Source organism: Thermogemmatispora sp., from assembly GCF_019683755.1.
GTDB lineage: Bacteria > Chloroflexota > Ktedonobacteria > Ktedonobacterales > Ktedonobacteraceae > Thermogemmatispora.
In genome coordinates this window covers 1-11,249 of record NZ_JADGHT010000142.1, presented here as the reverse complement: position 1 = coordinate 11,249, position 11,249 = coordinate 1, and the positions used below count along the sequence as shown (strand labels likewise).

The 11,249-nt window shown below is 58.3% G+C and carries 9 protein-coding genes; 4 read left to right on the top strand and 5 right to left on the bottom strand.

The window, feature by feature from the left end; translation table 11 throughout:
- Positions 1-558: YceI family protein (locus tag IRZ24_RS10870; protein WP_297163819.1), on the top strand; the 558-nt coding region annotated here is incomplete at its 5' end.
- Positions 559-642: 84 nt separating this feature from the next.
- Here IRZ24_RS10870 and IRZ24_RS10865 read toward each other — a convergent pair.
- Positions 643-1,515, bottom strand: a complete 873-nt coding sequence (locus IRZ24_RS10865; RefSeq protein ID WP_297163816.1) for a Cof-type HAD-IIB family hydrolase — start codon at positions 1,513-1,515, stop codon at positions 643-645.
- A gap of 200 nt (positions 1,516-1,715) precedes the next feature.
- On the opposite strand from IRZ24_RS10865, the gene IRZ24_RS10860 reads away from it, so the two are divergent.
- The 3 genes from IRZ24_RS10860 to IRZ24_RS10850 all read left to right on the top strand — a co-directional run bounded on the left by IRZ24_RS10860 (position 1,716) and on the right by IRZ24_RS10850 (position 5,874).
- Positions 1,716-2,591, top strand: coding sequence for an LLM class flavin-dependent oxidoreductase (locus IRZ24_RS10860; RefSeq protein WP_297163813.1), 876 nt, complete (start codon positions 1,716-1,718; stop codon positions 2,589-2,591).
- A gap of 267 nt (positions 2,592-2,858) precedes the next feature.
- Entirely contained in the window at positions 2,859-3,293 is a 435-nt protein-coding gene (locus tag IRZ24_RS10855; protein WP_297163810.1) for a hypothetical protein, read from the top strand.
- An 889-nt stretch (positions 3,294-4,182) separates the two neighbouring features.
- A complete protein-coding gene (locus IRZ24_RS10850; protein WP_297163807.1) occupies positions 4,183-5,874 on the top strand; it encodes a protein kinase in 1,692 nt (563 codons plus the stop codon).
- A gap of 391 nt (positions 5,875-6,265) precedes the next feature.
- Here the strand turns inward: IRZ24_RS10850 and IRZ24_RS10845 are convergent, their stop codons facing one another.
- The 4 genes from IRZ24_RS10845 to IRZ24_RS10830 form a co-directional block, all read right to left on the bottom strand.
- Positions 6,266-7,255 carry a polyprenyl synthetase family protein gene (locus tag IRZ24_RS10845; protein WP_297163804.1) on the bottom strand — a complete coding sequence of 330 codons (990 nt, stop codon included), beginning with the start codon at positions 7,253-7,255 and terminating at the stop codon, positions 6,266-6,268.
- A gap of 992 nt (positions 7,256-8,247) precedes the next feature.
- Positions 8,248-9,195, bottom strand: a complete 948-nt coding sequence (locus IRZ24_RS10840; RefSeq protein ID WP_297163802.1) for a hypothetical protein — start codon at positions 9,193-9,195, stop codon at positions 8,248-8,250.
- A 393-nt stretch (positions 9,196-9,588) separates the two neighbouring features.
- Positions 9,589-10,686, bottom strand: a complete 1,098-nt coding sequence (locus IRZ24_RS10835; protein WP_297163800.1) for a hypothetical protein — start codon at positions 10,684-10,686, stop codon at positions 9,589-9,591.
- A 49-nt stretch (positions 10,687-10,735) separates the two neighbouring features.
- The coding region (locus tag IRZ24_RS10830) for an arginase family protein (protein WP_297163799.1) at positions 10,736-11,249 on the bottom strand (514 nt) is incomplete at its 5' end.

Genomic DNA, 11,249 nt, shown 5'->3' with positions numbered 1-11,249 from the left:
GGAGGAAAGCGACAAGTGACCTGGCAGATTGACCCTGCCCATTCACGTGTGGCCTTTGCTGTACGGCACATGATGGTGAGCACGGTGAGGGGTTCATTCAAAGTTTTTAATGGAGAAATCGAGTACGACGAGCAGAATCCTGCCAACTCAAAGATTACTGCTCAGGCAGAGGCTGCCAGCATCGACACCGGCCAGCCCGAGCGAGACCAACACTTGCGTAGTGCTGACTTCTTCGAAGTAGATAAGTATCCCACCATCACCTTTGTCAGCACCAAAATCGAGCCGCTAGGGGGCAACGAATACCGTGTCACAGGCGATCTGACCATGCACGGGGTTACGCGTCCTGTCACCTTCACCGGCGAATTCAACGGCCCCATTGTCGATGCCTTTGGGCTGCGCCGTGCGGGCATCCTGGCCACAGCCACGATCAACCGCAAAGATTTTGGCCTGACCTGGAACCGTGCTATTGAGAGTGGTGGAGTGATTGTCGACGACAAAGTCAAGATCGAGATCGAGCTAGAAATCACCGAGAAGGTGCCTGCTGCCTCCAACGCCTGAGGTTCACTCATAGAGCATTCCCTGAACAAGAGGCCTGCTGGTAACTGAACATCGTGCTACCAGGCGCTGTTACCAGCAGGCTGCTCATTCTCTGCCCTCTCTAGCGCCTCCCTCTTCAGCGGAGGGAGACCATCCCAGCGCTGGCAGCACAAAGCGCTCCAGCGCTTTTGCCACGCCATCATGAGCGTTATCGCTTGTCACATAGTCAGCCACGGCTTGTACTTCGGGGGGAGCATTACCCATAGCAATGCTCAGGCCGGCAAAGCGTAGCATCTCCACATCGTTATAGTGATCGCCGATGGCCACAATCTCGGAAGGCGCCACAGCCAACAAGCGTGCCACCTGTTGCAATGCTTGCCCTTTACTAGCCTCGGGGTGCAGCACTTCCAGCAGATCACGGGTTGATTGCGTCACATGCAGCAACCTACCGAACCAAAGCTGAAGCCGCTGGCGCTTCTCTGGCAGGGTCTCTGGCTGACCGACGGCGGCAATCTTGATACACGGACGCGGATAGAGGCTAGCCACATCATCCACTTCGATAACCGGTGGCAAAGGCGGGCGATACCAATTGCGGGCCCGTGGTGTGTGACGATCAACATAGACCCCCTCTGGCGTATGGTAGGCGCGGTAGAGTCCCAGGGACCGGGTGGCTTCCAAAACAGGGAGAATATACTCCGGGGGCAAGAGGCGCTCGCGCAACACCGAGCCACTGGCGAAATCCACAATCAACGCCCCATTTTCCAGAATCTGAGGACCGCTGAGGGGCAGGCCCGCGCAGACGTGGCGCAGGACAGCCAGCATCTGCCCTGTCGTAATGGTAATAGCCATGCCAGCGGCACTGGCGGCCTCCAGAGCCTGGCGCGCACGAGGCGTCACTTGTTTCTCTGGAAAAGGGGTCAGCAAAGTTCCGTCGAGATCAATAGCCAGGAGGCGATAGCGTCGCATAGCAGTTACCAAACGAACTCCAGTTCACGTCGTGTGGAGCGAAAGCCTTCGCTGAGGGAGAGCGGACGGGCCAGCTCTAGCAGGCCTCCAGCCTGGAGCTTAGCTTATCATCTCCACAGGTGAGGTTGCAAACAACGGTGCTGTGTGTCACACTTACATAAGTACAGTACCAATGACAAAGTGAGACCGCAAGCTGATGGGAGGAGAGACTCATGAAAATAGGCATTGGGCTACCGGCCTCGATCCCTGGGGTTGATCCTGGCCTGGTATTAGAATGGGCGCGCCGTGCTGAGCAAGGACCATTTGTTTCCCTGGGCCTGATTGACAGGCTGGTCTACCCCAACCTCGAGCCGATGATCACCCTGGGAGCTGTAGCGGCGGTCACCTCGCGCATTCGCCTCATGACGACCGTCTTGCTGGCTCCCCTGCGCAACACAGCGATTCTGGCCAAAGAGGCAGCGACCCTTGATGCCTACTCGCGTGGGCGCCTGACGCTAGGACTGGGCATTGGCGCACGCGAAGACGATTTTCAGGCGGCTGGTGTACCCTTCCATCGCCGCGGCAAGATCTTTGACGAGCAGCTTGCCCTGATGAAGCGCATCTGGTCTGGTGAGCCACTGAGCGCAGAGATTGGCCCTATCGGTCCCAAGCCAGTGCGGCCCGGAGGGCCAGAGGTGTTGCTGGGTGGCTATTCGCCGGCGGCGATCCGACGCCTGGCTCGCTGGGGGGACGGCTTTATTGCCGGAGGCAGCGCTCCCGATCAAGCTGGCCAGTTCTTCCGTCTGGCCGAGCAAGTCTGGCAAGAGGCCGGCAAACCTGGCAGACCGCGACTTGTTGGCTCAGTATACTATGGCCTGGGTAGAGACGCTGTCGAGAAGGCTGATGCCTATCTCAGCCATTACTACGCCTTTGCTGGCCCTCGTGCTCACCAGATGGCGCACCTGATCCCGACTACACCGGAAGCAATTCGCCGTACCGTGCAGACCTTTGCTGAAGCTGGCGCCGATGAGTTAATGCTCTGGGCTACTATTCCCGAGCTAGAGCAGATCGATTTACTAGCTGAGGCGGTCGCCGGTCTGCAGCTCTAACAGCAGGCAAGGCATGGGCCTGCGGATAGATGATGATAGATCAACCGTGACTGTCCTCTTGCTCCATTGACTTCTACCACCTATTCCTTAGCGTGGCAGCCGGCCTGTCTGCTGGCCTGTGCCTTCCCTCTCCGCCTGGCTGGTGCCTGTCTCCTGAAAGTCCTGGTCAGGAGAAAAAGAGGTGTTGGCCTGCTCTCCAGTGTGGTATAGTTGTTGCAGGCGCCGTGTAGTTGTGCAATGGCTGAGAGAGACTAAAGGAGGGCAGGCATGCCTATTTGCCCAATCTGTGATGATACTGGCCTGCAAAATTCAGATTCGGCTCACCCCCAGTTCTGTTATTGCTCGGCAGGAAAACAGGCGCGCAAGGAGTGGGAAGCCGCTCAGGCAGGCCGCGGCCAGGGAATTCCAGCAACACAGAAAGAGCAGTCTCACAAGCAACAGAAGCAGAAGACGAGCTTTATTGATATTGAGCGGCTTGAGGAAGTCAATGCCAGCGTAGATGCTATGCGGGCCTCGCTGATCGGAGCCTTGGCAGAGGAAGCGAGCCAGTCGCTGAAGCTACCGGCTGTGCAATTGCTCTATCAGGTGGCTCATCCTGGGCACGAGGTAACGGTCTATGAGGCTACCCAGCTCTACGAACTGGCGAAGACTTTGGAGACTTTCCTCACAGCGCTGGCTCCGATCGGGCGCAAGACGCGCTGAGCGAAAGTCTGGCCCGATAGCACAAACGGGTAGCGGCATTGACAGCTGTAAATACTCTCCTCTATACTCTCGACAAGTGCACCCTGCACGAATTTATTGTGGGATGTGGTGTAAAGAAGGTTTGCTTTTTATTTCGTGAAAGGTTCCCTCTGCGCGCGCCTGCGGGGGTGAGAGGGCTGCTGAAGGCAGTGGCGCGATTGCCAGGCTCCCCACCCGGCTCTCCCTGCTGATTGCGGCGGGGGCTGGATGCGACAGGAGCAAACACCTTATTCCCTATATTAAGAAAAAACACAACGCAATTTCGCTGCAACTGGCGCTCCATTGAGCAGGCATGTGGGAGATAGGATAAGATGGGTAGACCAGTTAGCAGGCAGGAAGATGTCTTCTTTGCATCTGCTCACGACAGGCGAGTGCACGGTTTGGATCTCCCCATTGATCTGGTAACCTAGTCAGGGCAGGCGCAGGACTGACCTGACATCTGACGCCCGCTCATGGATGAGGCAGTAGTAATAAGGCAGAAGCAGCAAGTGAGCAAGCAAGCTGGCGCACCTCTCAAGCCCGTCCAGGGATTAGAAATGAGGAGGAAGAGTCCATGATATGTCCTCGTTGTGGCAACGAGTGGGATGCAAGCAAAGGCCCCTGCACCCGCTGTGGCCTGGTCATTCGCCTACCGGGCCTGTCTGGGGGGGCATCGGCGTCAGGATGGTCGACATCTTCCCCTGTCCAACAGCAACAGCCGTCACGGTCTTCTAGTCCTGCTGATTTGCAGCAGCAGCGTTCAGGCTCGTTATCGGCGTTCTCCACGGGGCCCTCGCCTATGCGGACTGGGTCGCTGAGCAATCCGGGGACAGGTGGGGCGCGTATAGGAGCGTCAGGTGGACGGTTGCCTTTGGGGTCTTCTTCTGGTTCCTTGGGCACCGCTTCAGCTAACCCCGGGCTGGGGGCAGGTCTGGGCACCAATCCTGTGGACCCGGCTGCTCGCCGTACGGGGCCAGGTCTCGCTGGCTCAAATGTGAGCAGGCCGCTCTCTCATCCGGGGATCGCTGGCTCCGATGGTGCAGCGGCCAGGAATCTTGCCAATCAGCAGCGTTCCTCGCTTGGGTCTTCGCCGTCCCTACGTAGGGAGGCTGCGGGCGACTCTTCCCTCTCTTCACCTTCGCGCCCAGGTATGCCTACGCGCGCTCAGGTCCCCACTCGCCCCAATCGTACCAGTGGCGCTCTATCGCCAGATCTCTCCCGCTCGCAAAGCCCCTTGCGGGTGAGTCGGCTTGTGACTGATCCCTTGGCGCGTGAAACGCCAGTACCACCGACGTTCCCTTCGACGCCAACGCCTGCGGTGACTGCAACTACACCTTTCCCTGCTTCTATGCCGCCGGCTGCTAGCGGCTCTAGCAGTAGTGGAATCTCTGCCGGTCCGTTGCGGCCCTTGATGCCTGGGACGATACTGAGGGGCGGGCGCTATCGTTTGCAAGAGTTGTTAGAGCGTCAGGAATGGCTGAATGGAGTCTTCGAAGCCACCTGGAGTGGTCAGGATGCCCAGCGTGCCGGATCTCAGGTAACCATTTGTGAGCTGGTGATCCCCGAAGGCTCCTCCGCCGCGGTGCAATCGATGTTGCGCACGGCAACCATGACGCTCTCCGCTATCGGGCGACATCCACGCGTTCCCGCCTTGTTGGATGCCTTCAGCGATCAGGGGCGCAATTTCTTTATTTTCGAAATGGTGGAGGGTGAAAATCTGCTAGCGCGCCTCCGCCGTAGTGGGCGGGCCTTGCCGGAGCAGGAAGTTATCGAATGCTGCTTGCAGATTACTGATATTTTGGAAACGATGGCTCAGCAAACCCCGCCGCTCGTGCATGGCCTGATCCGACCTGAGCACATTGTTGTCGCTCGCTCCGGCTCTCAGTATCTATTGACAAACTTTTCGATCGTGCTGGCTGGCGGCGCTACTCAGTTTATTTCCGGGCTGGATCGCTCGCGTCTCTCTCCGTACCTGCCTCCGGAATTCGTGCGCGGGGCAGTAGATAGTCGCACTGATCTCTACTCATTGCTGGCGACGGCTTACCATCTGGTAACTGGCAGCCCGCCGGCAGGCATGAGTGGTAGTATTCCTCCTGCTCAGCGGCTCAATCCTGCGGTCAGCTCAGAGTTCGAGGCTATTCTGGCTAAGGGGCTACGCCCGATCGCCAGTCAGCGCTATCAGCGTCCCGCTGAGCTTCGTCAGGATCTCCTAGCGCTGCGCTCGGCCTTGGGAGGGGCTGGCTCTGCTGGCGAGCAGTGGGCTGCTCAGTCGCTCTCTCTCTCTTCACGTGCAGCCTCACCATCAGCTACGACTCAGAAGGAGTCTGCTGCATCAGTGGCGTCTTCGGCATCGGCGACGTCTGTCCCCGATAGTGTGGCTCAGGCTCTGCCGCTCATGTTGGGGGCAGTACTGGAGGAAGAGGAGCAGCGCCTGCTCTTACCGCGTCCCGAGGATTTGCCCCCGATGCGTGAAGGTAACGATACGCTGAATGCTGCGCTCTGGGTGGCTGGTATTTTGATAGTGCTGATTGCCGTGGTCATCTTCGCGCGCGGGCTGTTCTAGCACAAGGGAGACTGCTCCTGGTTCTGCCCCGGCTCTCCTCACTTTGTTGTCTTGCCTGGGAGCCGTCAACGGCGGTCGATAGGCCAGCTAGCGACTGCTAGTGAGGAGGAGTGTATTCCATTGTTGGTGTAGAGCGCTCTCCCAAAGAACATGGTGGGTGGTCAGCAGGCCGAGCCGACAACACCAGTCAGCAGGCTAATATTGCCTGTTGATGTGCTATCTGCCTGGAGGTGGCCAGGAGGCGCATCGGGCGGAAGACCCTTCCTGGCGCACCGCCGAGGCCTGTAGGCTCCAGCTCCGCGTTTGCTGGAAGGCGCTAGACTCGATCCAGGCCAGTCAGAGCGAGGATCAAAAGGGGCGAGTCTGCTTTCCTCTCTCAATGCAGTCAGCCTCAGCGCTTGCGCAAGACAACAAAGTCAATAAGCTCGTCAAGGACATCGCGGTCCGCTGAAGGAGGAAAGTGGTACAGGGCTTCACGTGCCCGCGCTGCATAGCGATAAGCGTCTTCGATCGAACGTTCGATCCCACTGCCACGGGCCACCCACTCGACGATCTCGCGGATCTGTTCCTCGCTGCCGCCTTCTCCTGAAAGCAGGAGCTGCACCTGTTGATGATGGCCATTATGAGGCTGGCTTTGGAGCGCGTAGATGAGCGGAAGCGTCACCAGACCCTGGCGCAAATCGTTCCCTGCGGGCTTGCCTATAGTGGTCTGATCCTCGGTGTAATCCAATACGTCGTCAATGATCTGGAAGGCGATGCCCAGATTCATCCCATACTCGTGTAGATGCTGGATCTCCTCATCTGAAGCCTCGCTAAGAATCGCCCCACCTTTGCAGCAGGCCGCAATCAGACAGGCCGTTTTGTGGCTGATCTTCTCATAGTAGCCCTGAATAGTGAGGTCCAGGCGGCGGGCGCTGAGCATCTCCATAATGGTGCCTTCGCAGACGGTGGCAACCGTGTCAGAGAAGAGATGGTTGATGCGATTATCTTCGATATCAGCGATCAGACCCGCGGTTTTGGCGAAATAATAGTCGCCGAGCAGAATCGCGATATGATCGCCCCAGAGGGCATTGACCGTTGGCTGGCCGCGCCGGGTATGGGCTCCATCAACAATGTCATCATGAATAAGCGTCGCCAGGTGGACCATCTCGAAGGCGACGCTTAGGGGCAGCAGCTTCTCAAAGCGATAAACCTTCAGTTTCCCCGAGAGCAGTGTGAGCGCCGTTCTCAAGCGCTTGCCTGGCGAGGAAAGAGCGTGCATGGAAGCAGAGTTCAGGATGGGAAGACCGGATCTGGCACGCTCCTGAAATACCCTATCTACTTCATCGAGGTCAGCCTGGATACCCGCAAAAAGGCGGCTTAATGTGGCTGTATCACTCATATGACGTGCGGCGTGAAGCCCCTGGCTGACTGACTAGTTTGGACGTGGCTGCGCTGCACGCCCCTATATTTCAGCCGGGGGAAACGCCGTCCTCCTTTCCTTCCTGGTCTTGGCGAGCGACAGCGAAATAACTACCCTTCACTGGGAAGGAGATGCCTATCACCTACTGCGGGCGAATGGAGACCCTGACGGATTCCATTGCCGCGCCTGATATGCAGGTCCCTCAGATTCGCATGCGGGCCAAGCCGGCCCCGAGACAGAGCAGAGAGCATGCTGCCCGAGCAAGCGGGCAGGATCAGGTGGCCTTTTGTCTCCCTCTGGTTTCAGCCGGGGGAAGAAAGCGAACCTGGCCCTGAGCCGCTGCAGGCAGGGTAAGAGAGGAGAGCCTGCATCAACGCTATGCAGTGTCTGACCCCTCTGATGCTTCTCAGCCTAGCGAGAAGGCGTGAAAGGGCAAGTTCCTGCCAGTTTGCCTGCTGTCTCCCACCCTAGGGTCGTGACGAGCATCCCGATACACAGACAGGGGCGGGAAGAAACCGCGCCCCTGTGCGTACCTCCCTTCAGATTATAGCATGCCTCAGCCACGAACCGACTCGGCCTCCGGTTCTTCTCTCTTTCGTGTCTCTTGCGCCCTCGCTGCTGGCCTTCTCATCTTCTATTTTCGCCGCATGCGCGCTTGGCGTTTCTCTAGCCTCCATCCTTAGCTCAGCAAGGCCTTGCTGAGCTAAGGATGCTCTCAGGGTCGGCTTCAGCCCGGAGCAAGGGGCCTACTGCCTGCAGATATCTGAGGCTGGCCCCTGGAGCATATGAGATGCTCCTGTCGGAGGCAAGTATGCAGGCTCTCGTGACAACTACAAAGCCATTTCAAGCTAGCTGGCTGGTTGATTGACGCACCTGCAGGCGAAAGGGCAAGGCCGAGCAGAGCCTTGAGACGAGGCTTGAGCCTGACGCTAATGCCCCCTGCTCTCAGGCAAGGGCCGAGATTGAGAAAGCTAATCCTCTTGCTGCTGCTGTTCTGGCGCGCTGGAGGCGCCGGGACGATCTAGCGTCTCTGGCGCTGGCAGGTGATCGGCCTGAGAGGAGTCAGGAAAAACAGACTCTACTGGTGGGGGTGAGGCAGCATACTCCGCAGACCCCGAAGCTGACGGCTCCGGCTGATGACCATTGAGCGAGACACGCCCAAGCAAATCATCAGTTTCACGCGAGATCTCCTCCCAGAAAGCCTTATCGCGCTGGCGGCTACGGCTCTTCTTCTCTTTCTCTGTTTTTCCACGCTCGCGGGACTCGCGAAACTCACGGCTAGTACGCGCATTCCCGCTTGCAGAGCGGAAGCCATTCATCGAGGTGGACGGATGGCGTTGAGCCGAGCTGGGATAAGGAGCATCATATTCATAGACACCATTGTGCTTGCCGCCACCTTTAAATGACTCAATATCTGCTCCATAGGCTGAGCCATAGCGTCGGCGCTGGGGTGGCGGAGCGCCGCGCGAGCGATGTGGTTTCCCTGGCTGCCAGCGACTATTGCCATTGGGGAAAGAGGGCGCTCCTGGCTCTCGCTCGTAAGAGCGAGGTCCCTGCTGTGCATGAGAACCCAGGCCCCCACGCCCCAGATTGCCGGCCAGATGGCCTCGAGGCCGTCGGTTCGGCTGGCCTTGAGATGAACGGTTCAGCGGCGGCGGTGTCCACAGGCTGCCAGGCCGATACGGTGGGGTGCTGGTTGACTGGAAGTAGGAAGATCCATAAAGGTCCGCGCGCGGCTGATAGTCTGGGTGGTGCAGGCGAGCACCCATCTGCCAAGCCCGGTCAACGATCTCACGGCTCAAACGAGGGCGCTTCGGACGGCCAGGTCGCTCCTGGTTGTATCTGCCGTTGGCTGACGATTGGTTGCGAGCGGAAAAGCGAAAAGTATCTCTTCGCCTGTTTTCAAATTCTCTGGTCATATGTCCTTTCTGCTCGTCCCATTGAGGGGTAGAGTAATCACGAGGTAGATGGAGCAACCAGGAGAGGAGAAACCCTACGCCTGCTACTCTTGTCTCTCTGGTAGTGGTGGCTGGGAGCGTAGGCTGCCTGTCCTGGTGCTACCTTACATCGGCAAACGAACTTGCTTCAAGGTTGATGTGCGTTACACGCTGCTCTAGCGGTGTTGCGGAGGGACCTTGCTCTCTGTGACTCAGTATACCACACTACGCCATGACCTGTCTGTCCTCCCTAGCTGATTGACTGCTTGTGGACGACACGGCTCACTGGTCGGGGCTAGGCAGGCTTAGGTGCCTGGTCTAACCAAGCCGTACCTGAGCTGCAGCGGGATTGGACCGCTGCCCTGATCTTGGAGCTTAAGAGGTTGCGGTTGGAAGCGGTCCCTGCTGCAGCGGTACCCCGCTATAGGTCAGATCCTGACTGCCGTACATGGCCAGCACCCCCTGGCTCAGCTCATCCGGCAGGAGTGCGCGGAGCATTACTGTATAGTATAACCCTGTGGCAGGCTCGTAAAATTCCCCGCTCAGCCTGCCGTGCAGCAGATTGCTGACAGAGCGGCTTTGCTCGGGCGTAAGTAGCAAAGCTCGCTGGGGCGTCGTGAAGCTCAGGCAGCCTGAATCGGCGTTAGGGCCTGTAATGTCCTCAGGCACCGGGCCACATTCAAACAGCGCGACCTGGTGCAAGGTAAAATCTGGCAGACCCCAGGTCGGAACGGGCTGGCTCAGATCGGGGCTGAAATCCTGGCGAACGAGCAGGGCTTTGCGGGCCGTGTCATAGGCTGTCGTTGATCCCGCGCTCACTGCCTCGTTGATTGTCGTCAGCGCCTGGCCCAGGCGTCGGTACTCATCAAGATCTTGCTGGCTCTCCTGGCGCTGTCCAAAGGTGCTGTAGAAAAATTGATAATGCTGATTGTTCACATTAAATTGGAGCAGGACCGCGTCCTGATCGGGTACCTCGTAGAACTGCTGGCGCTGGAAACTCAACAACCTATAGCTGTTGACCAGCGTATGAAGCAATTGGCTCAACTGCTCTTGACTCAAACGCCCCTGGCGCATCTGCAGGCCGGGACCAAGGATATAGGTACCGTCTCCGTAGATGCTCAACTGCGGGCTGAGGTCGAGCGTCCCCAGGTGGCCCCCACCACGGAAAGTTCGCAGCAGCACCGCTTCGGAGCTACTATCGTAGATAATAGTACCATTATCAAGCTGGCGCAAGTGGGCCTGTCCAGCGACAGGCTCGCTCGTATTGGATTCGCAAGCCGTCAGCAAGGCCAGCACTAAGAGCAGCAAACAGACAAGGAAACCACCCGGCCAAGGCTGCGGCTTCTCGTGCCGGTGCTGCCCACAGAGCTGGCCTAAGCGGGTCTGAATAGAACGGCCTCCTTGCCGGGCCGCTCTTGGCGTCGGCCTATTGATCGGGAGGCTAAAGTCCCTGGCTTTATTCTCTCTGTTCATCTCTTCTCTCACCATGCTCTTAGGGCCTATATGCTGCCTGGGGACCGGCCTACGCGCGTAACTGAGCGCAAAAACGGTAGCCGATCATCTTGTAGATCAGCCGGGCTGCCAAAAAGTCTGCGCGAATCTGGCCAGGAATGGGACAAAGCTCGACCACGTCTAGGGCGACCACAGTTGTACGCCGGTAGATCTCGCGTAGCAAAGCCAGTGTCTGATACCAGCTCAGCCCGCCTGGCTCTGGCGTGCCAACTGCGGGCATCTCAGCGGGGTCAAGGGCATCCAGATCGAAGGTCAAATAAGTATGTTCGGTCAGGCGCTCCCAAGGAATACGGGCCTGGCTGTTGACCAGGTCACGAGCCCAGACAATTGACGCGTCAGCTCCGCTGCGTAGGAAGGCCATTTCTTCTGCGCTGATGCTACGAATACCAATTTCAAGCACCGGGATGCCCAACTCCAGCACGCGCCTGGCGATGCAAGCGTGGGATAGAGGGGACCCCTCGTATTCAGCGCGGAGATCACCATGAGCGTCAATATGAACAACTGTCAGATCGGGGAAAAACTCG

Excerpts from the sequence above, each read along its gene's own strand:
- IRZ24_RS10845 (WP_297163804.1), bottom strand. The coding sequence starts at position 7,255 with ATGAGTGATACAGCCACATTAAGCCGCCTTTTTGCGGGTATCCAGGCT.
- IRZ24_RS10860 (WP_297163813.1), top strand. The coding sequence starts at position 1,716 with ATGAAAATAGGCATTGGGCTACCGGCCTCGATCCCTGGGGTTGATCCT.
- IRZ24_RS10835 (WP_297163800.1), bottom strand. The coding sequence starts at position 10,686 with ATGAACAGAGAGAATAAAGCCAGGGACTTTAGCCTCCCGATCAATAGG.
- IRZ24_RS10840 (WP_297163802.1), bottom strand. The coding sequence starts at position 9,195 with ATGACCAGAGAATTTGAAAACAGGCGAAGAGATACTTTTCGCTTTTCC.
- IRZ24_RS10855 (WP_297163810.1), top strand. The coding sequence starts at position 2,859 with ATGCCTATTTGCCCAATCTGTGATGATACTGGCCTGCAAAATTCAGAT.